This is a genomic window from Microbacterium sp. NPDC091676 (assembly GCF_044756645.1).
Classification (GTDB): Bacteria; Actinomycetota; Actinomycetes; order Actinomycetales; family Microbacteriaceae; genus Microbacterium; species Microbacterium paraoxydans_D.
On sequence record NZ_JBIVTI010000001.1, the window covers coordinates 916,056 to 940,568 of the forward strand.

Genomic DNA, 24,513 nt, shown 5'->3' on the forward strand with positions numbered 1-24,513 from the left:
CAGGTGCTCTCACCCGGCCCGGGTGACCTCGGCGTCGTCGGCGTCCTCGACGACGGGCGCATCCCGCTCCTCGACGACCACGGCGGGCGCTGGCCGCCGCAGCAGCTCGACGAGGATCGTCAGCACGAGAACGCCGATCGCCACACCGAGGACGGAGCCGAAGGTGACCGGACGCGTCGCCAGGAGGATGAGCACCCCGATCGCCATCCCGGCGATGAGGATCGCGCCGCGATAGCGGTCGACCGCCCGCCCGAACCGCCCGGTGGAGATCCCGTGCGCCTCCGCCGCGCCGCGCAGCGCCCCGAACCCGCTCTCGGTGACGCGCCGCACCGTGAGGGCACTGCGGCTCGACCCGGCGAGCCAGGCCCAGAGCGCGATGAGCACCCCGACCAGGGCGAGCGCGACGACGGTGGATCCGAGGAGCGCGGTGAGCTGATCGAAGAGGGACTCGGCCGCCGCGGCCGTCATGATCGACGGACTGACGGCGCTGACGAAGAACCCGCGTCCGATGCCCATCCCGGCGGCGAGGAGGAAGAAGACGACGGCGAAGCCCGCACTCGTCCAGAACAGCGCCCGTGGCCGGTTCACCGCGAGCAGCACGCCGAGGACGACGAGGCCGAGGACGACCCAGGGCAGCCAGAACCCCGCCGTCACCGCGATCTGGTAGACCGTGCGGACCAGGACCAGCGCGTCGGCCTGCACCACCGGGATGGTGCGATCGATCACCGGGATGAGGTCGGCCACCCCGGCACCGCGCTCCGCCAGCGCCTCCTTGACCCGTTCGACGACCGCGCCCACGTCCACCGAGAGCACCCCGTCGTCGCTGAGTTCCAGCGCCGTGCCGGGCTCGTCCTGCAGGATCGCGACGGCGCGCTCATGGGTGAACCGCAACGTCTCCGCCCAGATGTCGGCGAACTGCCGGGACGAGACCACCTCGTGCACGACGCCGTCGATCAGGGACGACAGTCCGGACGCGGCCGGTGCCTCCAGCAGCCCGAGAGCGGCGGTGGCGCGCGGCGGGAGGTCGAGGGCACGCAGGCCGTCGAAGAGCTCGCCGACCACGGCATCCAGGTCGACCTGCTCGTCGATGGCGGCCGTCACCTGGTCGGCGACGAAGTCCTGCACGTCCGGGTCTTCGGCCAGCGGAGCGAAGGTCGCGACGAACCGGTCCGCATCCACGAGCTGCAGCCGTGCCCACGTCCCCATCGCCGCGATCGGCGCGAGGAGCACGGCGACGACGAGCACGATCCCGGCGATGATGCTCCGGGCCGAGATCCGGCGTCGAGGGCGTCGGAGCGCCTCGTTCTCCTGCTCCAGCGCGCGCAGTCGTTCCCGCAGGTCTTCGATCTCGCTCATCGGCGCCTCGTCTCGATCGTCGCGACGCTCAGCTCAGCAGCTTCTGCTTCGCGGCGGTGAACTCCTCCTCCGTCAGCACGCCGGAGGCCTTCAGCGATCCGAGCTCCTGGAGCTTGGCGATCAGGTCGTCCGCCGGTGCGGGGGGCGCGGCCGGCGGGCTCGTCGGCGGAGAGTACTGCGCGGCCGCGTTCCGAGCCGCGTCGTCCATCTGGGCCTGTTGCTGGGCGGCCTCGTACTGCTGCTGCTCGTACTCGCTCTGCGCACGGCGCTCCTGATTCCGCATCGCGGCTCCCTGCACCGCGGTCGCCGTCCCGGCGACCACCGCGGTCCGCGCGGCGAGACCGATGAGCCCCGGCCGACCGAATCTCCGCAAGGGCATGTCATTCACCTTCCTGTTCGAGGATGTCCATCACCGCGTTCACGACGGGAGCCGGAACGCGCTCGCTGCGCAGCACCTGGCCTCCCGCCGCGGCGACATCCTGGGCGAGGGTCCGGGCGAACAGGAGCTCCAGGACCACGACCGCCGCCGATCGTCCCGGCGGCACGACCTCCGCCAAGGCGCGGACGTCATCCTCGCTCGCGAGACCGGCGACGATCGGCTCGAGGCCGTCGAGGGCCAGGGGCCCGTCGCCCTCCTCCAGTTCGAGGATGTCGAGGTCCCCGTCCGCCGTCCGTGTCACCAGCACGAAGTCCAGCACGCGCACCACGCCCTTCGACACGAGGTCGGTCAGCGCGCCGAACGTGTCCGGATCCGGCCGGTCCCCGTCGAAGCCCACGAGATAGAACTCGACGGGCCCGAATCGGAACTCCTTCATGTCGCCACCCTTCATCCGGCACCAGGATGCACCCGTCGTCGCCGTCTGCGCCGCCGTCCTCACCCGCTGCGGGTGAGCGCGCGACCACTGCCGGTCCGTGCGGCTGTCACGATCGGAGGAAGGGACGAATCGAGGGTGGACATGAGGAGCCGGGTGCTGGGCGACGTGGCGTTCGTCGTGGTCGAGCTCCGCCGCGCGCACCCGGGGCCCCCCGTCCTGGAACCGCTGCTGCGTCAGGTCGAGGACGGCACGCTGCGCGTGCTCGACTTCCTCGTCGTGCGCCGTGACGCCGCGGACGTCCACCGCATCACGGAGGTCGACGGCGACGACTTCTCGCTCGCCGGCCTGCCTCTCTATGCGCCGGGCCTCATCTCCCTCGACGATGTCGGGCACTTCCTCCCGTGGGTGCCGCTCGGCGCGGTCGCCGCCGTGATCCTCGTCGAGCAGCGCTGGGACGTACGCTTCGTCCGCGAGGTGGAGGACGCCGGCGACCGCATCCTGGCGACCCAGGCGATCCCCTCCGCCGTCGCCAACGCCGCCCTCGTCGCCACTCTGGGCGCGCGACCCTGACGCGTGCCGGACTCACACCATCGCGTGCACGGCCTCCCGCCGAGACGAGACCCCGAGCTTGCGGTAGATCGCGCGCTGATGCGTCTTCACCGTGTTGACCGACACGGAGAGCTCCTGAGCGATCTCCGGCAGTGTGCGCGCTGTCTGCATCTGATGGAAGACGTCACGTTCGCGCTCCGACAGCCGATCGGCCACGGAGCCGACCGCGTCGACGGCGAGGCACTTCTCAATGAACTCCTCGAACTGCGTCCCGTGGTGCACGTGCGCCTGCAGGAGCCGCCGCACGGCGACCTCCCGCGGGCCGAAGAGCACGACGAGGTTCTCCGCGGAGGCGACGGCGAGTGCGGCCTCGCACAGCTCATGGGCGTCGTCCTGGTGGCCCGTCGCCCGTCGGAGCGCGGCCGCGGTGATCAGCGTGGCGGCTTTGACGTACGACAGCTCCGTGAAGGTCCGCAGCGATCGCAGCATCTCCAGCGCCGCCCCGTGCTCCTCCGCGCGGCGCAGGATCCCGGACAGCGCGACGCCCACGAGCGGGAGGTCCGTACCGCCCGCATACTTCTTCGCGATGCGCAGCGCCCGCTCCCTCCTCCCCACCGCCTCTTCGAGCAGCGCCACGGACGACTCCCGGAACGCCGGCCACGCCACCCCCTGCACGACGTCGATGGGCAGCTCCTGCACGCTGATGGCCGCCCGCCGGCAGATCGCGGGATCCCCGGTGAGCGCGGCCGCATAGGCCCCCATCATGCGCGCGTGCCCGGCGAGATCCCGCCCGGACGCGGCCACCTCACGCGCCGCGTCGAAGATCCGGACGGCCTCCTCCGCCTCCCCGGACCAGTAGGCGACCCATCCGGCGGCGGCCACGGCGCTGCCACGCGCGAAGGTGTTCCGTGGAAGGAGCGTCTCCCGGGGGTCCTCGGCCGCGGCCAGCACGGTCGCGGCCTCCGTGAGCCGGCCGGACGTGGCGAGGCCGTACGCGAGGTGTCCCTCGGCACGGGACGTGAGCTCCCGGTCGCCCGCCTCCCTCGCCTCCCGCGCCGCCGCGGAGAAGTACTCGATCGCGAGGTCCGGCGATTCCCGATTGCGCAGCGCCGTCCACCCCAGCAGATGGTTGAGCGCCACCCGACCGCCGTACATCCGGTCTTCCTCGGCATCGAGCAGCGCGCGGATCTCGGGACCGGACACCGCCACCTCGACGGAGGACTCCGCGAGCAGCAGACGGACGATGGGCAGGACGGCGGGGTCGGCGTGGCCGGGCGTCCGGTCGAGGAGAGCCTCGGCCCGTCGGCACAGCTCGCGGGCGACGCGATGATCCCCGAGGACGTCGCTGGCGCCGGCCCGCACGAGGAGCAGGTGCGGATCGTCAGGGTTGTCGCGCAGGAGGGTCGTGGCCGTCCGCTCCACGTCTCCTGCCGAGGCGCCGACCACGAGGCCCAGCCAATGCCGGAGGAGGACGGCTCTGGCGCCGGCCCGATCCCCGGCACGGCGGGCATGCGTCACGGCGGCGATCGGATCCGTGAGCTCCAGGGCGCGCGCGGCCCGGCGATGCACGGCGGCGAAGCGGTCACCATCCGTCCGTGCGAGGTCGGCGCACCGACGCGCGAACGCGGGGTGCCAGCGGTAGATCGGGCCCTGCGGGCCGTCAAACCGGTCGAGGAACAGGCCGAGTCGGACGCAGGTCTCCAACAGTTCGGCGGCGTCGTCGCTCGCCGTCACCTGAGCGGCGGTCTCCGGGGTGAGCTCCGCGCAGGCGGTGCCGTCCAGGACGAAGTCCGCGAGCACGGGCGGCAGCGCATCCAGGACGTGCTCGCGGATGTACTCTCCGAGGAACGACGAAGCCGTCGACGCGCCGCCGGACGGCAGAGACCCGCCCACGAGGACGAGCCGGACCGCGATGGGCCAGCCGCCGGTCTCGTCCCGGACCGCGGTCGCATCGAGCCCGCGGGGTGCCGACCTCGTCAGGTTGCGGATCTCGTCCGTGGAGAACCGGAGGGTCTCGACACCGACGAACGACCCGGGGTGCAGGAGGCGGTGGCGGGACAGGGTGACCTCGATCAGCGTCGTCCCGACCAGGAGGAGGCGCAGACCGTCCGGAGGCTGATCGGCGAGGAGCCCGAGCAGGCCGTCGCGCCAGGCTTCGCCCGCGCGGTGCGCATCGTCGACGACGAGGTGCACGGGGTGTTCGACGTCCTGGAGCTCCGCGCAGAGCTGCCGGTAGGCGCGAGCCGGGTCCTCGACATCGCGCGAGACGGCGAACGCGCGCCCAGCACGCTCCGCGGCGAGCGCGAGGGCGTCCACGACGCCCGAGGTCAGCAGCGCCGGGTCGTCGTCGGACGCGCTCAGCGAGAGCCAGGCGACGTCGTCACGCGTCGCCGCCCACGCCGCGACCGCCGTCGTCTTTCCGTAGCCGCTGGGCGCGCTGACGACCGTCACGCCCTCGGCGTCGACCGCGGCCGCGATCGCGGCCGTCACGCGTTCCCGCGGCACGACGCCGATGGGCGTGGCGGGTGGCCGGAAGCGCAGAGCCGGTCCCGGCCTCGTGGAACGTACGGGAGGCGACATGGCAACACGAAACCACGGCCCCGCGCGCCCTTCCAGGGGGCGGGAGCGCAATCACCCGGATGAAAGTGCCGCGGGCTACGCTGTCCGCGTGACCTCGCTCCCGACTCCTCCGCCCTCCGCAGCAGAACGTTCGCCCGCCCCCGCCCTGCGGACCCTGCTGATCCTGGCGGCGAGCGCGATCGTCCTCGCCGGCGTCTCGCTGGCCCGCGAGGTGTTCGGTCCCCTCGCCCTCGCGATCGTCATCGTGGTCATCTGCGAGCCGATCCGCCGCCCCTTCCAGCGCCCCGGTCGGCCCGCCTGGATCGGGACGACCGCCGTGATCGTGCTGGCCTACGTCATCCTGCTGGCGATGGCGGCGCTGCTGTGGCTCGCCGGCACCCAGTTCGCCCGCCTCGTCGGCGACCTCGCGTCCCAGGACGGCCTGGTGCACGCCGCCGATCAGGTCGTCGCGTGGCTGCAGTCGCTGGGCCTGGATCAGGAGGCGGCGGATGCCGCGGCCTCGGTCCTCGATCCCGAGACCCTGCTCGGTGTGGCGGGAAGCCTGGGCAGCGCGGTGCTCGGCGTCGCCACCGCCCTGTTCTTCGTCTGCGCGTACATCATCTTCCTCGCGGCCGACGCCGCCCGGTACCGGACGGCGCCGGCGCTCTTCGGCGCCACGCACGGCTCGGTGCTCGAGCGCATCGCCCGGCTGCAGACGGGGGTCCGTCGCTACTACGTCGTGAACGCCGCCTTCGGCGCCGTCGTGGCGATCGTCGACGGCCTCGCCCTGTGGTGGATGGGCGTCCCGGCCCCGGTGGTCTGGGCGATCCTCGCGTTCGTGACGAACTTCATCCCGAACATCGGGTTCGTGCTGGGACTCATCCCGCCGGCGATCCTCGCCTTCGTGGTGGGCGGCTGGCCGCTGCTCCTCGGCGTCATCGCCGTGTACTGCGTGGTGAACGTCGTGCTCCAGGTCCTCGTCCAGCCCAAGTTCGTCAGCGACGCCGTCGACCTCAGCCTCACGCTCAGCTTCTTCTCCGTGATCTTCTGGACCTTCGTGATCGGACCGCTCGGCGCCATCCTCTCGATCCCGCTGACCCTGCTCGTGCGTGCCCTCGTGCTCGAGGGCGACCCGGGATCGACGTGGGTGCGCTGGGTCAGCGGCGACCGTACCGCTCTCCCGGAGCCGAGCCCGGAGCCCCTCCCCGCCCCGACCCGACGCCGGTTCCGACGGCGCTGACGCCGCGCACCACCGACGCCGCCGCGCGAAATCACCAGGGCGAGGTTGCCCGTCGCTCTGGTCGTCGCCTTCCGACGATGCCATCGTGAACCCGGAACACGCCGGCGACGAAGGGAGAGCGCATGCCGCGTCCGCTCGCGGGCCTGACCCGACGCAACCTCGCGACCGAGCTCACCGCGGGGGTCACCCTCCTGGCGATCGCGATCCCGCTCAACATCGGCTATGCCCAGATCGCGGGGCTCCCCGCCACCGCCGGGCTGTACGCGCTGATCGTCCCGACCGTCGTCTATGCGCTCGTGGTCTCGTCGCGTCAGCTGGTCGCCTCCCCCGACGCCGCCGCCGCCGCGCTGGTGGCCTCCTCCATCGGCGGGCTGGCCGTCGCCGGAAGCGCCGACTACGCCACGCTCGCCCTCGCCCAGGCGATCCTCTGCGGCGGGATGTTCGTCCTGCTCGCGGTCTTCAAGCTCGGCTTCCTGGCGAACTTCCTCTCCAAGCCGATCCTCGTCGGCTTCGTCGGCGGACTGGCGCTGGACATCATGGTGAGCCAGATCGCGAAGATGCTCGGGGTGAAGATCGACTCCGGCGCGGAGTTCGTCGACAAGGTCGTCGCGCTGGTCACCGGCCTCCCCTCGCTCAACGGCTGGTCCGTGCTCCTCGCCGCCTGCTCCGTCGCGGTGCTGCTCCTCGGGCAGCGCTACCTCCGGGCGGTGCCCTGGGCACTGATCGTCCTCGTCGCGACGACGGTGGCCGTCGTCCTCACCGGGCTCGACGGCCGTGGCGTGGCGGTGCTCGGCGAAGTCCCCGCCGGCCCTCCGACGCTCACCTGGCCGGTCATCGACTGGTCCCTCTGGCTCGCCCTCGTGCCCTCCGCGATCGCCCTGACGCTCGTGACCACGGCGGAGGGCCTGCTGGTCTCGCGCTCGTACAGCGAGAAGCACCGCTACCCGTTCCACGCCAATCGCGACCTGCTCGCGTTCGGCGTCGCGAACGTCGCCGCCGGCGCCCAGGGCAGCTTCGCCGTCGGGTCCTCCACCTCGCGCACGGCGGCGATGGATCAGGCGGGGTCGCGGACGCAGCTCCCCGCGCTGGTGCTCGCCGTCGGGACGCTCCTGCTGCTGCTCTTCGGCACCGCGCTCCTCGCCGACATCCCCTCGCCGGCGATCGGCGCCATCGTCGGCGTCGCGATCATCCCGCTCCTCGGCATCCGCGACTTCATCCGGCTGTGGCGCCTGGACCGGTTCGAGTTCGTCATCGGCGCGGTCTGCTTCCTCGTGACCCTGTTCGTCGGGTCGATCGCGGGGATCGTCGTCGCCTTCGTCCTCGCGCTCGTCAACCTCGCCCAACGCGCCTCGCACCCGGCGATCGACGTGCTGGAGACGTCCGGCGATCCCGGCGAGTCCCTCCTGGAGGATGCCCCCGCGGGCACGACGACCGCGCCGGGAGTCATCGTCGTCCGGCTCGCGGCCCCGCTGTTCTTCGCCAACGGCGCCGTGTTCTCGGCCGCCGTGAAGGAGGCGGTGCGGGCCGCGGGGCCGTCCGCCGTCCAGCACGTCGTCATGGACATGGAGGCGGTCACGGATGTCGACGTCACCGGAGCGGAAGCGTTCCAGGCGCTGCGCGAGTGGCTCGACACGCAGTCGATCTCCCTCGCCTTCAGCCGCGTCCGACCAAACACCCTCCGCCGGCTGCGGTCACTGGGGCTCCTCGACCGGGAGTCGGTCTATGCGACCAACCGCGCCGCCATCACCGACCTCGTACCGTCCGACGCCGCTCCGCCGGCTCCGAACAGGAAGGGCAGCTGAATGGGTGCCGTCATCGGGGAGATCCTCCCCCTCGCCGTGGGTGTCGCGATCAGCCCGGTGCCGATCATCGCCGCCATCCTCATGCTCCTGTCCCCGAAGGCGCGGGTCACGAGCGTCGGCTTCCTGCTGGGCTGGATCGCCGGCATCGTCGTGGCGGCCAGCGTCTTCACCCTGCTCTCCGCGGTCCTCCCCGAAGAGGATCCCGATGCCTCTCGTCCGATCCGCGGAATCATCCAGCTCGTCCTCGGACTCCTGCTGCTGGTGCTGGCGGTCGGTCAGTGGCGCAAGCGCCCGAAGCCGGGGCAGCCGGCGGCCCTGCCGTCGTGGATGAAGGCTATCGACACGATGTCCTTCGGCACGGCGCTCGGCCTCGGGCTCCTCCTGTCCGCGGTGAATCCGAAGAACCTCCTCCTGGCGGCCGGAGCCGGGGTCGACATCGGCAGCGCCGCGCTCGATGCGAGCTCCACGATCCTCGTGATCGCCGTCTTCACCCTGATCGGCGCATCGACCGTGCTCCTGCCCGTCGTGGGCTACCTCGTCGCGGCCGCGCGGCTGCGCGCCCCGCTCGACGCCCTGCGCGGATGGCTCGCCGCCGAGAACGCGGTCATCATGGCCGTGCTGCTGCTCGTGATCGGCGTCTCCATGATCGGCAAGGGCATCGGCAGCTTCTGAGCGCCCACGCCGACGAGATCACCCGGATGAACGCGGTCCGCAGTCCGTGACCCCGGCCCTCGCCCGGCAGTACTGTGCGGGGAAAGGCGGTTCGGCAGAGATGAAGGAGATGGACATGGCCCGTGACTTCCAGGGCAGAATCGAACTCGACGTCCGCGATTCGGAGGCCGACTGGGAGGCCTTCCTCCCGGCGAAGCCCCGCGAGGGAGCGCCCAATGTGCTGGTCGTCCTCTACGACGACACCGGCATGGCGGCCTGGTCCCCGTACGGCGGACGCATCAACATGCCGACCATGGACCGCCTGGCGCAGAACGGTCTGACGTACTCCCAGTGGCACACCACGGCGCTGTGCTCGCCCACCCGCTCGACGTTCCTCACCGGACGCAACCACCACCTCAACGGGTTCGCGACGATCTCGGAGTCGTCCACGGGATTCCCCGGCTACAACTCCCACATCCCCGACTCGAACACGACCATGGCCCACGTCCTCCGCGACGCCGGCTGGTCGACGTTCTGGGTGGGCAAGAACCACAACGTCCCGATCGACGAGTGGACGGCCGGCGCCTCGAAGAAGCACTGGCCGCTGGCGCAGGGCTACGACCGCTTCTACGGCTTCATCGGCGGGGAGACCAACAACTGGTATCCCTCCCTCGCCGAGGACAACCACTACATCGACCAGCCCTACCTCCCCGAGGAGGGGTACCACCTCTCGAAGGACCTCGCCGACCAGGCGCTGTCGATGATCCGCGACGTCAAGCAGACGGAACCGGACAAGCCCTGGTACCTCTGGTTCTGCCCGGGCGCGAACCACGCCCCGCACCACGCGCCGCAGGAGTACATCGACAAGTACAAGGGCATGTTCGACGACGGCTACGAGGCGTACCGCGAGTGGGTCCTCGCCCGGATGATCGAGAAGGGCATCGTCCCGGAGGGCACCGAGCTCACCGCGCTGAACCCGATGCCGGAGGGCACCTTCTCGCCGACCGACGAGGTGCGTCCCTGGGACTCGCTGAACGACGAGGAGAAGGCGATGTTCTCGCGCATGGCGGAGGTCTACGCCGGGTTCAGCGAGTACACCGACGCCCAGGTCGGCCGCATCGTGGACTACCTGGAGGAGTCGGGGCAGCTCGACAACACCCTCATCATCTACTGCGCCGACAACGGCGCGTCCGGCGAGGGCAGCCCGAACGGCTCGGTCAACGAGGGCAAGATCTTCGGCGGCTACCCGGACGACGAGGCCGAGAACCTCCGTCTCGTCGACAAGCTCGGCTCCCCCGACACGTACAACCACTACCCGACGGGGTGGGCCGCGGCCTTCTCGACGCCGTACAAGATGTTCAAGCGCTACACCTACCAGGGCGGCGTGTGCGATCCGCTGGTGATCCACTGGCCGGCCGGCATCAGGGCCCGCGGCGAGGTCCGCCACCAGTACCACCACTCCACCGACATCGTGCCGACGATCCTCGAAGCCTGCGGTGTCGAGTTCCCGGAGGTCTACAGCGGCATCGAGCAGACGCCGCTCTCCGGTGTCTCGATGGCCTACTCGTTCGACGCGACGCCGGAGACGCCGACGGCGAAGGAGACGCAGTACTACGAGATGTTCGGGCAGCGCGGCATCTGGCACGAGGGTTGGAAGGCCGTCACGGTGCACGGCCCGGTCAGCGGCAAGGGGCACTTCGACGAGGACGAGTGGGAGTTGTACCACACGGACGTCGACCGCGCGGAGGCCGTGAACCTCGCCGCCGAGCATCCGGAGAAGCTGGAGGAGCTCAAGGCCCTCTGGATGGAGGAGGCGAAGGCGAACGCGGTGCTCCCGCTGAACGATCTCCAGGTCATCGGCAATCCGAAGGACTTCGAGACCTTCGTCTCGATGGAGTTCCACCAGCCCACGCCGCCGTCCGGCCGTTTCGTGTACTACCCGGGCACCAGCGAGGTGCCCGAGCGGTCGGCGGCGAACACCCACGGCGTCTCCTTCAAGATCGCCGCGGAGGTCGAGTTCACACCGGACACCGAGGGCGTCATCTTCGCGCACGGCTCCCGGTTCGGCGGACACGCCCTGGTGGTCAAGGACGGCCAGGTGCACTACGTCTACAACTTCCTCGGGATCCCGCCGGAGGACCGCATCTCCGGACCCGCCCCGACCTCCGGGAAGCACATCGTCGGGGTCGAGTTCGTCAAGGAGGGCATGGGCGAGTACCGCGAGGGCGTCGGACCCGCGCGGCTCTACATCGACGAGGAGAAGGTCGACGAGAAGCAGATCCGCACGGTTCTCGGTCACTTCTCGCTCTGCGGGGAGGGCCTGACGATCGGGCGGGACAGCGCCGACCCCGTGTCGTCCCTGTACGGCTACGGGTTCGACTTCCGCGGCGGAAGCATCGCCCAGGTCGTGTTCGACATCGCCGACGACGCCTACCTCGACCTGGAGGCGCACCTGGCGGCGGCCATGGCCCGCGACTGACGACCCGGCGGCCGCCCCGGCCCTCAGAGCAATCCGAGGGCCTGGGCGGCCGCTGTCACGCCATCGCGATCCGAGACGCCGAGCTTGCGGTAGATGTTCCGCACGTGCGTCTTCACCGTGTTCGGGGAGATGTACTCCTGCTGCGCGATCTGCCGCAGCGTGGCGTTCCGGCTCAGCGCGCTCAGCACGATGCGTTCCCGCTGCGTCAGCTCCTCCTCGACGAGCACTCCGGCGGCGGACAGCCGCTCGCGCACCCGGTCGGCGAAGTGCGTGCGCGCTCCCGCCGTCGCCCGCGCGGCGAGCAGCCGCGACACGATCGGGCCCGCCTCGGCGACGCGGCGCACATGGTCTTCCGGCTCCGCGAGGGCGAGGGCGGTGGCGAGCGCGAACTGCGCCCGATCCGGCTCCCCGTCGTGCACGTCGAGCTCGGCCTCGACCAGCCACGCGTCGATCATCGAGGCCGGGAGCAGACACGGGATCGCGCCCTCCAGCACCGGCGCCAGCGCGCCACGGGCGATGCCGTCGCGGCGGTCGTGCACGGCGGCGATCGCGCGGAGCACGAGCACGTCCCCCGTGTCGCCCAGCGCATCCTCCATATCGGCGATGAACCGGTCGCGGAGCGTCGGCTCCCCCAAGCGGTCGAAGGCATGGACGGCGAAGGGCGCCATCATGGCGTACCAGTGCGGCGGAAGCGGCAGGTCCTCGCGGGGGGTCAGGGTGTCGAGGAGGCTCACGGCCGCCTCACGGGGATCCGCACCCTGCTCCGCACCGAGCAGCGCGCGCATGCCCTGCAGGCCCCGCGCGATCGCCGTCTCTCCGCCGCCGGCGATCACCCGCGCCGCGGACTCCAGGGTCTCGGCCTCCTCCAGGATCTGCATGCCCTCATAGGGACCCCAGAAACGCCAGACCCTCGTCACCTCGAAGAACGGGTTGTCCGGCTCGTCGAACTCGTGCCAGCGGCGCTCCAGGGCGGCCCCCGCCTCGATCGCGTCACGGAGCCGCCCCCGGAACAGCACGCTGGTGGCGAGGACCGCCTCCGCCTGCAGCTCCGCCGCCCGGGCCCCGATCGCCCGGGCGAGGTCTCCCGCACGTCGGGCGGTCCCCTCGGCCTGATCGAGTCGTCCCACGTAGAGCTCCGCCGTCGCCGCCTCCAGGAGGGCGTAGGCGTCGAGCTGCTCCTCTCCGCTGAGGTCGCGGAGCTCGGCTCCGGCGCTGTCCAGGGTCTCGGCGATCCCGCCCCGCCGCAGCGCCGTGTGCAGCTCGATCCCGAGTCGCCAGCGGCGGTCGGCGGCGGACTCCCCCGTATCGACCGACGGCACGATCACGGCGGCCGACGGATCCCCGCAGGACAACTCCGCCGCGGCGATGAGCATCCGCACCGTCGGCACCGATCGCAGGGCGGCCGGCAGCTCCGCCATCGCCGTCCGCACCGCGTCCGCACGGCCGTCCAGCACGAGCTGCATCCCGCAGCGCCGCAGGACGCCCGCCGTGCAGGCCGTCTCTCCGCCGCGGAGCGCGTGCTGCAAGGCGAGGAGGGGCTGCTGCTGCGCGAACCAGTCGGCCGCCCGTCGGTGCAGCAGCTCTTCGCGGTCGGCGCCGCCTTCCCGCAGCCGGCTGAGGAGGAACTCCCGCAACAGCGGCGGATAGTGGTACCGGACGGGGTCCGCGGCGTCGGGTCCGGCGAGCACGTTGAGACGGAGCAGCCGGTCGATCAGGGCCGTCACGGACCCGGCTCCGGAGAGCACGGCGGCGAGCTCGGCGGTGAAACGCTCCACGACCGCCGTGGCCTCGAGGAAGGAGCGCAGCTCGCCGTCGAGGTCGCAGAGCACCTCCTCCACGAAGTAGTCCGCGACCTCCGGGGCGTCTCCCCGCAGCGACTGGCCGAGGACGCTCTGCGCCCCGGCGGCATCGAGCATCATGAGCTGCAGCCCGGTCGCCCAGCCCTCGGTGCGGGCGAGCACGGTGCTGACCTCTCCCTGGGACAGTCGCAGGCCTCGCGCACCGAAGAAGGCGCGCACCTCGGCCGGGGTGAAGGCGAGTGCACGGGCGTCGAGCTCGAGGGCGACCCCCGCGATGCGCCGCCGTGCGAGCGGGATCGCGCGAGTGCCGCGCCCGGCCAGCACCACGTGCACGGTGCCCGGCACGCTCTGGACGAAGGTCGAGATCAACTGGGCGGTGTGCTCGTCCTCGACGCGGTGCACGTCGTCGACGACGAGGACGATCCGCTTCTTCGCCTCCCGCAGGGCTCTGGCCAAGGTGCGCGCGGTCGCCGCAGAGCGCACCGAAGGCACGGCGGCGAGCGCCTCCTGCAGGTCGGGGTCGTCGATGCGCCCGAGGGCGGCACGCAGGAGCGGCAGGTCGGCCTCCCCGCGCTCGAGGGACACCCACACCAGATCGATGTCCGGATCGGCACGCAGACCCTGCGCCCATTGCGACAGCAGCCTCGTCTTGCCGGATCCCGCCGGAGCGCTCACGAGCGTGAGCGTCCACGGCCCGTCCATCGCCGCCGTCAACCGCGACAGCAGGCGCTCTCGACGGACCTCGCCCTTCATCGCAGCGGGTATGGGACTCTCGTCCGTTCCCGCCCTCCGTACACTCTGCAGCACTCGAAACCCCCCGATTTCGATCTTGCTCCCCCTCGCGGGCAGTCTATTGCAAGGTGGGAGCGGTCCCGCAAGGGGGACTCACTCCGCGACGTCCGCGCGCACCGGTCGCCGTATCGCGAGCAGCGCCGGCACGAGGGCGCCGAAGAACAGGGCGAGGGCGACCCCCAGAAGGGTCTCGAGGGTCCGCTCCAGGAAGCGCTCGGCCGGCGGCTCGGCCGATGTCGACAGCAGCAGGGTGAGCACGAGGAACGTCGTGAAGGCCGGCGCGACGTACCAGCGGCTCTGCTGGACCGCGCCGAGACACCCCACCGCGACGCCGATCCCGAGCCCGATCACCATCCCGCTCGGGGAGAGCAGCGCGAAACCGGCGGCCGCCAGCGCTCCGAGGAGCACCGAGGCCGCCCGACCCACGCTGCGCAGGACGAGCTGCCCGCGCACCGGACGCATCACGAGCAGCACGGTGCCGGTCGCCCAGCCCACGTGCTCGACCCCTGTCGCGAAACCGATGGCGGCCGCCGTCCCCGCGGCGGCACCCAGCAGGATCCCGTAGACCAGCAGGGCTCGCCCTTTGGGCATGGCCGCCGGGGCCCGCGCACCCGCCCCGCGCTCCGGCCACAGCAGCGCGATGAGCCAGGCGTAGACCGAACCCGCGACGATCGCGCCCGCCAGCAGGAGCGTCGTCGACGACAGAGGAAAGCTCAGACCGATCCCGACCATGGGCAGGACCAGGGTCAGGGCGAGCTGTCCGGCGCGCTCGCGCGCAGCGAGCATGCTGGCCAGCACCGCCAGCACCGCCACGGCGAGCACGGCGAGGATCGGCGCGAGGGCGAGGGTCGCGCCGAGCACGAGCCCCAGCGCGACCAGCGTGCCGAGGACGGGGATCGCCGACCGGGCCCGTCGCCGGGCAGGGAGTCCCATCGCGGCGGCGGGGAGGACGCCGATGCTGAGCGCCAGGGCGACCGCAGGGTCGAACGGCGCGACCGCGACCGACGGCACGGCGTACAGGACGCCGAGACCGAACCGCGACCACCGCCACGTCAGTCCGCCGCGCGCCGCCATGACCGTCTCGCTTCCCGGCTCCGGCTGCGGTCGGTCATGCGCTCCCCCGGTCTCGATCGCCCCTCGGCTCCTCCGTGCCGTCAGCCTAGGCAGGCGATGACCGCGCGTCACCGCCCGTCGGCCACTTCACCCGGGTGAACGCCTCCGCTGTCCTCCCGGTCGGCCGCCGCCCGGAGCGCGACATCGACGGCGGGATGCACGCGGCCCGCCGCCTCCAGCCCCGAGTACCAGGGCGTCCGCGCCGCGACGGCGGCCGCCGCCTCCGGCAGCGCCGCGAGGTGGAGCTGCACGCCGAGTTGAGACAGCTCCCGGTCGAGCGCCTCCAGGGTGTCGAGCACGGTGATGGACATCACGACCTGCTGCGGCAACCCGAGCACCAGCGTCCGCACGGGCTCGGACTGAGCGGTGACGGTCTGGACGATGAGCCGTTGATTGGCGAGGGCGTTCGCCGTGTACAGTCCCCGCTCCGGTTCGATTCCGAGCGCGGTCCCGCGCCGTCCGACCACCCGGACGCGGGGGATGTTCAGCTCCCGCAGCACCAGCACCAGCGTCACCACGACGCCGACCGCGACCGCGGGGAGGAGGCCGGCGGTGAGGCCGATCGCCGCCACGGCGGTCGCGACCCAGAAGTCCATCCGACTGATGCGCGCCCAGCGCACGAGCTCGGGGATGTTGATGAGTCCGGCCACCGCGGTGAAGACCATCGCCGCGAGTGTCGCCTCGGGCAGCAGGCTGAGCACCGGGGCGAGGAACAGCGCGACGAGGACGGCGAGCGCGACCGTGGTCAGCGTCGCCAGCTGGGAGCGCGCACCGGCGCCCTGGTTGACGGCGCTCTGCGAGAATCCTCCCGCCGCGGGCATCGCCGCGAAGAACGCACCGACCGTGTTCGCCGCCCCCGTGGCGAAGAGCTCCTGGTCGCTGTCGATCTGCGGTTCCGTCGCCTGGCGCAGGCTCCGTGCGACCGCCGCGGATTCGAGGAACGCCATGACGGCGATGGCGAGCGCTCCCGGCACGAGCGCCGCGGCCTCGGACAGGTCGGGGATCCCCGGGACGGGGAGGCCGCCGGCCACGGGAGCGATGAGGGCGACGCCGAGATCGTCGATGCCCCCGACCCCCACGAGCAGCATGCCGCCCGCGACGACGACGAGCGTCCCCGGAACCCGGGGCGCGAAGCGCTTGAGCAGCAGGAGTGTGGCGATGGACCCCGCCGAGAGGAGGAGCGTCGGGACGTTAACGCTGTCGAGCGCCTCGCCCACGGCGACCAGCGAGCGGAGGAATCCGTGGCCGGAGAAGTCGAAGGACTCCCCCAGGAGCTTCGGGAGCTGCCCGACGGCGACCGTCGCCCCGACGCCGATCTTCAGCCCGAGCACGGTGGCCCCGCTGATGTTCTCGACGAGCGATCCCAGGCGGCACGCCCGCGCCAGCAGCAGCACCGCCCCCACCAGGAGCGTGAGCATCATGAGCGCGCCGATGGCGTCGTCCGCACCGGCGGCGACGCCGGCGGAGACCAGCGTGGTCGCCGTGAGGGTGGCGATGGTCGAGGTCGTCGAGACGCTCATCGCCCGACTGCCGCCCAGCAGGGCGTAGACGAGCATCGGCACGATGCACGTGTAGAGGCCGACCTGCACCGGGAGGTCGGCGATCGTCGCGTACGCCATGGCCTGCGGCACCACGACAGCGCCCGCGGAGAGGCCTGCGAGCACGTCGCGCAGGATCCAGCGGCGCTGGTAGCCGTCCAGGGTGCTCAGCAGCCAGGGTGGTCTGTGCACTGCGCTCATGGGGCTCCCTCCGCCGTCGAGGGAAGCGTACTGCCGACGCTCCGGCGGCAGTCGGCCGGGAACGCCTCGCGACGGCGAGTCACCCGGGTGAACTCCCGATGCAACCGATGCGGAGGGGCCACGCCCGCCGGTATGTTCCGAGCGTGCCCCGGCGACGGCGGCACCGAGAAAGGAGCAGTCATGGGATTTTGGGCATCGTTCTGGGACATCATCTGGTGGTTCCTGTGGATCTTCGCCTTCACCGCGTATCTCTTCGCTCTGTTCGCGATCATCGGAGACCTGTTCCGCGACCACAAGCTGAGCGGATGGTGGAAGGCCGTGTGGATCTTCTTCCTGATCTTCGTGCCGTTCCTCACCGCCCTCGTGTACCTCATCGCCCGCGGCAACGGCATGGCCGAACGCAGCAGCGCCGAGGCCCGTCGGGCACAGGAGGCGGCGAACGCGTACATCCAGCAGGTCGCCGGCAGCAGCCCGAGCGAGGAGATCGCGAAGGCGAAGGCGCTCCTCGACGCCGGCACCATCACGCCGGACGAGTACTCCCTCATCAAGGCGAAGGCGCTGCAGTAGGCCCCGGGCCCGCCCCCACCAGCGCGAGGAGCCCGCGGCATGGACCTGCAGGATCTGCTGCCCACCGACATCGACTGGTGGCAGCTCCTGCTCGCCCTGCTCGTCGCCCTCGCGACCTGGATCGTCTCGCGGTTCGCACGCCGGGGCACCACAGCCCTGCTCCGGCGTGCACCCGGGATCTCCCCCGCCGTCGGGACCGCGATCGCGCAGTTCGTCGGCTACGCCATCCTCCTGCTGGGCTTCGGCATCGCGCTCGCGATGCTCGGCGCCAACGTGCAGCCCCTGCTCGCGATCGTCGTCATCCTCGGCATCGTCGCAATCCTCGTCCTCCGCGGCGTGGCCGACAACTTCGCGGCCGGCGTGCTGCTGCAGGCACGGCAGACGGTCCGCATCGGCGACGAGATCGTCGTGGAGGCATTGGACTCCGTGATCGCCGGGACGGTGACCGAGCTCAACGCCCGCGCGGTGATCCTGCACACGGTCGACGGACGCACCCTCCACATCCCCAACGCGCGCCTGCTCTCCGATCCCGTGGTCAACGACTCCACCCGCGGAGCCCGGCGCAGCGAGGTGGAGGTCAGGGTGCGACGGAACGGGACGACCGGGATCGACGACGTGCTCGGTCCGCTCGTCGATGCCGCGAGGACGGCGGAGGGCGTGCACCGGCACGAGAGCGTGCGGGCGCTCGTGATCAGCGTGAGCGGGGACCGGCTCATCGCGCGGCTGCAGTTCTGGCACCATCCGCTGCACGGCGCCCTCGTGAGCGCCGCTGTCGTGGTCGCGGTCTTCGACGTCCTCGGCGGCCTCGGCACGACCGGCACCGTCACCAGCGTCCCGGCCCCGCCACCGCTCGTGCCGTCCGACCCCGTGTGAGACCCGGGTGCGCGATGTCGGTGCCCTCGGGCATGATCTGCGCATGGACATCACCTTCCTGCAGCCGGACGGCCTCGTCCGCAGCCCCGCCTTCAGTCACGCCGCCGTCATCCCTCCCGGCGCGACCACGGTCTACATCGGAGGGCAGAACGGTGTCGACGCCTCCGGCGCCGTCGTCTCCTCCGACGTGGGCACGCAGTCCCTTCGCGCTCTCGACAACGCACGGGTCGCGCTGGAGTCCGCGGGGGCGACGCTCGACGACGTCGTGAGCTGGACCATCCTCATCCACCAGGAGGCCGATCTGCGCGCGGCGTACGGTGCCGTGGCCGCCACCCTCGCCAGGGACGGCGCTCCGCCCCTCGTGACCGCCGCGCGGGTGGCGGGCCTCGGCGTGCCCGGAGCGCTCATCGAGGTGAGCGCGATCGCCGCGGTGCTCCGCGACCGAGGTCAGATGCGGCCGCGCACAGGGGTGCGCTCGATGCCGTCCGGCTCGTCGGGCATCGTCATCTCGGCACGGACGCCGAGCAGACGCACTTCCCGGTCCGGGTCGAGGGTCTCGCCGAGGGCGCGCGCCATCGCGATCACTTCGTCTCGATCCGTCGTGGGGGCCGGGAGCTTCCGGCCGAAGGTCCTCGTCTCGAACGGGGCGTACCGCACCTTGAGATGCACCCGGGTCACCGGCCGCCCCTCGGCAGCGCAGTCGTCGAACGCGTGTCCTGCGAGCTCGCGCAGCGCCTCCTGCACGGCCTCCCGGGTCGTGAGGTTCTGCTGGTACGTGGTCTCCCTACTGTGGCTCCGCGCCACCCACGGGGTGTCGTCGACGATCCGTGGCCCGAGCCCCGAGCCCAGGCCGAGATACCATCGCCCCATCTTCGGACCGAACTCCGCGACGAGGGTCTCCTCCTCCGCCGCCGCGAGTTCGCGCACGGTGTCGATGCCGTGCGTCGCGAGCCGCTTCTGCACCTTCGGCCCCACGCCCCAGAGGTCACGGGTCGGCCGGTCGCCCATCACCGCGAACCAGTTGTCGGCGGTCAGCCGGAACACGCCTCGCGGCTTGCCGAACTCCGTCGCGATCTTCGCCCGCACCTTGTTGTCTCCGATGCCGACCGAGCACTGCAGACCCGTCGCCTCCTCGACCGCGCGCTGGGCGGCCCGCGCGACGCCCTCCGGGTCATCGGTCACGACGCCGAGGAAGCACTCGTCCCACCCGATCACCTCCAGCACCACGTCGGGCAGCGTCCGCAGCGCCGCCATCACCTCGTCCGAGGCCCGCTCGTACTCCGCATGGTCCACGGGCAGGAACACCGCGTCGTCCGGTGCCTTCCGCGCCGCGATCTTCAACGGCATCCCCGACCCGATGCCGAAGGCGCGCGCCTCGTACGACGCCGTCGAGACGACGGCCCGCTCGGTCGGATCGCCGCGTCCCCCGACGATGACCGGCCGTCCGGCCAGCTCCGGGCGGCGCCGCACCTCGACCGCGGCGATGAACTGATCCATGTCGACATGCAGCACCCACTCGGCCATGCATCGAGTGTGGCCGCTGACGCCGGGGAAGTCACCCCGTCAGACGAGGAAGATCGGCAGGAGCCCCGGATTGTGGGCGTGGACGAGCACGGCGAACACCACCGCATCGAAGAGGAGGTGCACCGTGACGACGTAGGCCAGCGAGTGCGTCCGGAGGAAGATGAAGCCCTGCAGGAGCGCGAACGGGATGGTCAGCAACGGCCCCCACTCCCGGTACCCGAGCTCCCAGAGGAACGAGACGAACACGACGGCCTGCAGCACGTTCGCCAGCGCATCGGGGAAATGCCGCCGCAGCAGAGCGAAGACGGTGCAGATGAAGAACAGCTCGTCCCAGATGCCGACCGCCCCGACACCGACGAACAGCCGTGCGATGAGATCGGGCGTGTCCACCACGGGCCAGTTCTGATAGACGCCGCTGGTGATGAAGTAGAAGGGCAGGATCAGCCAGCCGAGTACGAGAACGGCGACGAGCCAGCCCCAGTGGAGCAGTCCCCAGCGCTGCCCGGTCCGCCAGGGGAACCGGATCGCCCGGTCGCGGAAGACGAACCGCGAAAGCAGATACGGCACGAGCACCGCACCGCCGAGCGCGAGGGTGAAGCGGAGCATGGCCAGGTTGTCGAGCTCCGCCGCGAGCGGGATGACGCTCACGATGAGCATGCCGAGCGCGATCAGCGAGAGGTCACGGCTGAGCGAGGGGCGCCGGGATCCGTCGGTCCCGGGGCGCGGCTCGTCGCGGCGCTCCACGAGCACGGCGACGCCGAGGCCCAGCGCCAGCAGCAGCCAGCCGAGCCAGGGCAGCGCCGCGACGAAGAAGGCCGGGGCGGCCGCGCACACCAGCGCCGCGGGGACGAGGCGCACCCCCACGGGCGCGCTCGGTGGGGCCTGCGTCATGCACGATCCCGTCGGCGGTACACGAGGTCGCGGATGTCGCGCCCCTTGGCGAGACCTTTCCGCTCGAACGCGGTCATGACCCGACCGTCGAACCGCTCGGCCCAGTCGCCCTCGAAGGCCCGCTCGAACAGGGGCTCGGCGTCGAGCACCTCCCGCATCTGGAGCGCGTAGTCCTCCCAGTCGGTCGCGAGCCGGAGCAGGCCGCCGTCGCGCAGCGCCCTGGCCGCGGTGTCCCCGAACCCGGGCCGGACCAGACGCCGTTTCGTGTGGCGCTTCTTGTGCCACGGGTCGGGGAAGAAGATCCACACCTCGGCCGCCGCCGCCTCGGGGAGGTAGGAGGACAGCACCTCCGGCGCGTTGGCCTCCACGACGCGGAGGTTCCGCGTGCCCGCCCGGTCGGCGTCGAGCATGGTCCGGGCGACCCCCGCGCGGAAGACCTCCACGGCGAGGAAGTCGTCGTGCGGACGGCTCGACGCGGCAGCGACGATGGCGTGACCCTGCCCGGAGCCGATCTCGACGAAGAGATCCGCCTGGCGGCCGTACTCGGCCACGACGTCGAGCCGCGCCTCGGGGTGCACGGAGGTCCACGCGACCGCGCGCGGCACGTCCAGCAGATAGTGCGGGGCGAGATCGGTGAAGGCGCGCTCCTGCGCCTCGGACATCCGGCCGCTCCGACGCACGAAGGACACCGGCTCATCGCGGAAGGTACGCGGTTCGGGCATGGATCCAGGGTAGTCGCCGGGACCCCGGCCGCCGGACGCGGTCAGCCGGTGGGCGCGGTGACGAAGTCGATCAGCTCTTCCACCCGGCCGAGGAGCGCGGGTTCGAGGTCGCGGTAGGTCGTGACCTTCGACAGGATGTGCTGCCAGGCCCTGGCGGTGTCGGCCTGCGTCTCGTGCGGCCAGCCGAAGGCGCGGCAGATCCCGGTCTTCCAGTCGACGCCGCGCGGGATCTCGGGCCACGCGGCGATGCCGAGGGCTCGAGGGGTGACGCACTGCCAGACATCGACGAACGGGTGTCCGACGATACGGACATGGCGACCGTGCGGTCCCCGAGCGACCGCCTCGGCGATACGGGACTCCTTCGACCCCGGCACGAGGTGGTCCACGAGGACGCCGTATCGCCGGCGCGCGCTCGGCGGCTCCGCCGCGAGGAGCTCGTCCAGCAGGTCCACGCCCTGGAGGTACTCGACGACGACGCCTTCGACGCGCAGGTCGGCCCCCCACACCTTCTCCACGAGCTCGGCGTCGTGCCGCCCCTCGACGAGGATGCGGCTGGGCAGCGCCGTCCGCGCCCGCTGATCCGCCACGGCGAAGGAGCCGGAGGCGGTGCGACGGGGGCCCTGTGCGGACGCCGCCGGCGCCGCGAGGCGGACCGGAGCCCCATCGATCAGGAAGCCGCCGCCGAGGGGGAACAGCCGCCGTCGCCCGACGCGGTCCTCGAGCTCCACGGCACCGCCCTGCACCTTCGTCACCGCACCGCAGAATCCGTCCGCCGCGACCTCGACCACGAGATCGACCTCCGCGGGCACCTGCGGCACCGGCTTCGCGCCGCGCTCACGCCAGCCCGCCGCCAGCACGTCCGATCCGTACCTGTCGTCCATGCCTTCCAGCGTATGTGTCTCCGCTGAGGGCGAACGCCGAGACGCGCGCGAGTGCTGTCGCGTGTCGGACCCAGTGCATAGACTCGACTCATGGGGCTCGGCTGCCGGTCGGAGGGAACACGATGACGAAACGGTGGCTGACGCTGGGTGCTCTGGCCCTCGCGATCGCGACGGGTGCGCTGTCCGCCTCGGCGGCGTCCGCGACCGATCCGCTCACGCTCGACACCGGGTACGTCACCGACCAGGCCGACGTCCTCTCCCCCGCCGAGGAGGAACAGGTCGAGTCCCGCCTGCAGGAGCTCACCGACAACTCCTCCGCCGATCTCTTCGTCGTCCTCGTGGACGACTTCACCGACCCGAGCGACAGCGTCGCGTGGGCCGATCAGGTCGCGAACGACAACCGGCTCGGCCCCGATCAGTACCTGCTCGCGATCGCCGTGGACGGCCGCAGCCTCTACATCTCCGCCGACTCCTCGGGGCCGTTGAGCGACGGGCGGATCGCCGCCATCGAAGACGCGATCGCGCCCCTCGCCGGCGACGGCGACTGGGTCGGCGCGATCACGCTGGCCGCCGACGAGATCCAGGGGGACGGGGGCGCCGGGGCCCTCCGCGTCACGCTGATCGTCGTCGGGGTCGCCGTCGCCGCCCTCCTCATCTGGCTCATCGTCGCCCTGGTCCGACGCGCACGCCGTACCGCGGCCATCCGCGAGCGGGGCGCCATGCCGGAGACACCCGACCCCGCCGATCCGTTCTCCACGCTCACCGATGCCCAGGTCGAGCAGCAGGCCGGCGTCGCGCTCGTCCGCGCCGACGACGCCATCACCTCCAGCCGCGAGGAGTTGGGGTTCGCCGTGGCGCAGTACGGCGAGGGCGCCACCGCGGAGTTCTCCCGCGCGGTCGACGAGGCGAAGGCGAAGATCGCCGAGGCGTTCGACCTCCGACAGAAGCTCGACGACGAGATCGAGGATTCCGTCCACGACCGCCGTGCGTGGCACATCCGCATCATCCGGCTGGCCGACGAGATCGACGAGATCCTCGACGACAACACCGAGGCCTTCGACGAACTGCGCCGGCTCGAGCAGAACGCGCCGCAGGAGCTGGAGCGGGTGCGTCGAGAGCGCGCCGATCTGACGCCGCTCCTCGCCTCGGCCGCTCCTGCCCTCGCCGCTCTCGCCGCGACCTACGACCAGGCCGCCCTGAGCACCGTGACGGACAACCCGGCGCAGGCCCAGGAGCGCGCAGCCTTGGCCGATCGGGCGATCGACGCCGCGGCCCAGGCCCTCGCGAACGGGCGCACCGGTGAAGCGGCGTTCGCGATCCGTACGGCCGAGCAGGCGGTGGCGCAGGCCGCGCAGCTGGTCCAGGCGATCACCGCACTCGGAACCGAGCTGACCGGGATCGAGGCGCAGGCGCAGGCGCTCGTCGCCGAGCTCCAGGGCGATGTCGCTGCGGCGGCGCAACTGCCCGACCCGACCGGTGCCCTGGCGAGTGCCTCACACGGCGTGACCGCACAGCTTCAGGCGGCGCAGGCCGACCTCGTCGCCACACCGCGCAACCCGCAGCGAGCCCTCGACGCGCTCACCGCGGCGAACTCCCAGATCGACGGCGCGATCGCCGCCGGACGGGAAGCCGTGGAGCGCAGCCGTCGCGCCCAGCAGCTCCTGGAGCAGACACTCGCCCAGGCAGCCTCGGAGATCCGGGCCGCCCGGGAGTTCATCGAGACGCGCCGCGGCACCGTGGGCTCCACCGCCCGCACGCGCCTGGCCGCAGCCGACGCCGCATTGACCCAGGCCCTCACCCTGCGCACGTCGGGCGTCGAGAACGCCCTGGCCGAGGCCCAGCGCGCGCTCGACCTCGCACGCCAGGCCACGTCCGCCGCGGAGGCCGATCTGCGCGCATACGATCCCGGCGGCTATCAGGACGATAGCTGGGGCGGAGTCTTCGGCGGCTCCGGGTCCCGCTCCGGCGGCTCCGGCATCGGCGGGGACATCCTCGGCGGGATCATCGGCGGACTCCTCGCCGGCGGCGGGGGCGGCGGCTCGTCCCGGCGCAGCAGCGGCTGGCGCTCCTCGGGCGGCTTCCGCAGCTCCGGCTTCGGCGGAGGCGGATCCCGCGGGGGCGGCGGACGCGGACGCTCCGGAGGTCGACGCTTCTGATCCCC

The 24,513-nt window shown here is 71.9% G+C and carries 19 protein-coding genes and 1 pseudogene; 9 read left to right on the forward strand and 11 right to left on the reverse strand.

Annotated elements, in window-relative coordinates; all coding sequences use genetic code 11:
* Window positions 1–9 precede the first annotated feature (9 nt).
* Genes ACIQID_RS04650 through ACIQID_RS04660 form a run of 3 tightly spaced genes read right to left on the reverse strand, consistent with a single transcriptional unit; the run spans window position 10 to window position 2,171 of the window.
* Complete coding sequence (locus ACIQID_RS04650) at window positions 10–1,356, reverse strand: hypothetical protein (RefSeq protein ID WP_400282404.1); 1,347 nt, start codon at window positions 1,354–1,356, stop codon at window positions 10–12.
* 28 nt (window positions 1,357–1,384) lie between these two features.
* Complete coding sequence (locus tag ACIQID_RS04655) at window positions 1,385–1,735, reverse strand: SHOCT domain-containing protein (RefSeq protein ID WP_400282407.1); 351 nt, start codon at window positions 1,733–1,735, stop codon at window positions 1,385–1,387.
* 1 nt (window position 1,736) lies between these two features.
* Complete coding sequence (locus tag ACIQID_RS04660) at window positions 1,737–2,171, reverse strand: DUF6325 family protein (RefSeq protein ID WP_312673007.1); 435 nt, start codon at window positions 2,169–2,171, stop codon at window positions 1,737–1,739.
* Between the two features lie 141 nt (window positions 2,172–2,312).
* Here ACIQID_RS04660 and ACIQID_RS04665 point away from each other — a divergent pair, with 141 nt between their 5' ends.
* Complete coding sequence (locus tag ACIQID_RS04665; protein ID WP_312673009.1) at window positions 2,313–2,741, forward strand: DUF6325 family protein; 429 nt, start codon at window positions 2,313–2,315, stop codon at window positions 2,739–2,741.
* Between the two features lie 12 nt (window positions 2,742–2,753).
* Here ACIQID_RS04665 and ACIQID_RS04670 read toward each other — a convergent pair whose 3' ends face one another.
* Window positions 2,754–5,300, reverse strand: coding sequence for a LuxR C-terminal-related transcriptional regulator (locus ACIQID_RS04670; RefSeq protein ID WP_400282411.1), 2,547 nt, complete (start codon window positions 5,298–5,300; stop codon window positions 2,754–2,756).
* Between the two features lie 88 nt (window positions 5,301–5,388).
* Between ACIQID_RS04670 and ACIQID_RS04675 the strand changes: the two genes are divergently transcribed.
* The 4 genes from ACIQID_RS04675 (at window position 5,389) to ACIQID_RS04690 (ending at window position 11,451) form a co-directional block, all read left to right on the forward strand.
* The gene (locus ACIQID_RS04675) at window positions 5,389–6,519 is read left to right on the forward strand and encodes an AI-2E family transporter (RefSeq protein WP_400282414.1); all 1,131 of its coding nucleotides are present in this window, start codon (window positions 5,389–5,391) and stop codon (window positions 6,517–6,519) included.
* A gap of 122 nt (window positions 6,520–6,641) precedes the next feature.
* Window positions 6,642–8,321 (forward strand): SulP family inorganic anion transporter, encoded by a 1,680-nt coding sequence (locus tag ACIQID_RS04680; protein ID WP_400282417.1) that lies wholly within the window; start codon window positions 6,642–6,644, stop codon window positions 8,319–8,321.
* Window positions 8,322–8,993, forward strand: coding sequence for a GAP family protein (locus ACIQID_RS04685; RefSeq protein ID WP_400282423.1), 672 nt, complete (start codon window positions 8,322–8,324; stop codon window positions 8,991–8,993). It begins immediately after the preceding gene.
* Between the two features lie 115 nt (window positions 8,994–9,108).
* A complete protein-coding gene (locus ACIQID_RS04690) occupies window positions 9,109–11,451 on the forward strand; it encodes an arylsulfatase (RefSeq protein WP_400282426.1) in 2,343 nt (780 codons plus the stop codon).
* A 23-nt stretch (window positions 11,452–11,474) separates the two neighbouring features.
* Here ACIQID_RS04690 and ACIQID_RS04695 read toward each other — a convergent pair whose 3' ends face one another.
* The 3 genes from ACIQID_RS04695 to ACIQID_RS04705 form a co-directional block, all read right to left on the reverse strand.
* Window positions 11,475–14,003: a LuxR C-terminal-related transcriptional regulator gene (locus ACIQID_RS04695; protein WP_400282429.1), complete on the reverse strand. Its 2,529-nt coding sequence runs from the start codon at window positions 14,001–14,003 to the stop codon at window positions 11,475–11,477.
* A gap of 132 nt (window positions 14,004–14,135) precedes the next feature.
* Complete coding sequence (locus ACIQID_RS04700) at window positions 14,136–15,116, reverse strand: FUSC family protein (RefSeq protein WP_400282432.1); 981 nt, start codon at window positions 15,114–15,116, stop codon at window positions 14,136–14,138.
* 107 nt (window positions 15,117–15,223) lie between these two features.
* Window positions 15,224–16,894: a SulP family inorganic anion transporter gene (locus tag ACIQID_RS04705; protein WP_400282435.1), complete on the reverse strand. Its 1,671-nt coding sequence runs from the start codon at window positions 16,892–16,894 to the stop codon at window positions 15,224–15,226.
* 180 nt (window positions 16,895–17,074) lie between these two features.
* Between ACIQID_RS04705 and ACIQID_RS04710 the strand changes: the two genes are divergently transcribed.
* The 3 genes and pseudogenes from ACIQID_RS04710 to ACIQID_RS04720 all read left to right on the forward strand — a co-directional run.
* On the forward strand, window positions 17,075–17,461 hold the full coding sequence (locus ACIQID_RS04710; protein ID WP_025103101.1) for an SHOCT domain-containing protein: 387 nt from the start codon (window positions 17,075–17,077) through the stop codon (window positions 17,459–17,461).
* Between the two features lie 39 nt (window positions 17,462–17,500).
* Window positions 17,501–18,334 carry a mechanosensitive ion channel family protein gene (locus tag ACIQID_RS04715; RefSeq protein ID WP_400282439.1) on the forward strand — a complete coding sequence of 278 codons (834 nt, stop codon included), beginning with the start codon at window positions 17,501–17,503 and terminating at the stop codon, window positions 18,332–18,334.
* Between the two features lie 43 nt (window positions 18,335–18,377).
* Window positions 18,378–18,755 (forward strand): annotated as a pseudogene (locus ACIQID_RS04720) (RidA family protein); the annotation flags it as partial.
* 26 nt (window positions 18,756–18,781) lie between these two features.
* On the opposite strand, the gene ACIQID_RS04725 reads toward ACIQID_RS04720, so the two are convergent.
* From ACIQID_RS04725 to ACIQID_RS04740, 4 genes are read right to left on the reverse strand one after another with little or no spacing between them, the layout of a single operon-like run.
* Window positions 18,782–19,858, reverse strand: a complete 1,077-nt coding sequence (locus ACIQID_RS04725; RefSeq protein ID WP_400282442.1) for a DNA polymerase IV — start codon at window positions 19,856–19,858, stop codon at window positions 18,782–18,784.
* A 39-nt stretch (window positions 19,859–19,897) separates the two neighbouring features.
* On the reverse strand, window positions 19,898–20,749 hold the full coding sequence (locus ACIQID_RS04730; protein WP_400282444.1) for a CPBP family intramembrane glutamic endopeptidase: 852 nt from the start codon (window positions 20,747–20,749) through the stop codon (window positions 19,898–19,900).
* Complete coding sequence (trmB, locus tag ACIQID_RS04735; RefSeq protein ID WP_331202630.1) at window positions 20,746–21,471, reverse strand: tRNA (guanosine(46)-N7)-methyltransferase TrmB; 726 nt, start codon at window positions 21,469–21,471, stop codon at window positions 20,746–20,748. Before trmB ends, ACIQID_RS04730 begins: the two co-directional genes overlap by 4 nt.
* Window positions 21,472–21,512: 41 nt before the next feature.
* Window positions 21,513–22,352 carry a DUF3097 domain-containing protein gene (locus ACIQID_RS04740; protein WP_331202629.1) on the reverse strand — a complete coding sequence of 280 codons (840 nt, stop codon included), beginning with the start codon at window positions 22,350–22,352 and terminating at the stop codon, window positions 21,513–21,515.
* Between the two features lie 122 nt (window positions 22,353–22,474).
* Between ACIQID_RS04740 and ACIQID_RS04745 the strand changes: the two genes are divergently transcribed.
* A complete protein-coding gene (locus tag ACIQID_RS04745) occupies window positions 22,475–24,508 on the forward strand; it encodes a TPM domain-containing protein (RefSeq protein ID WP_400282449.1) in 2,034 nt (677 codons plus the stop codon).
* Window positions 24,509–24,513: the final 5 nt, after the last annotated feature.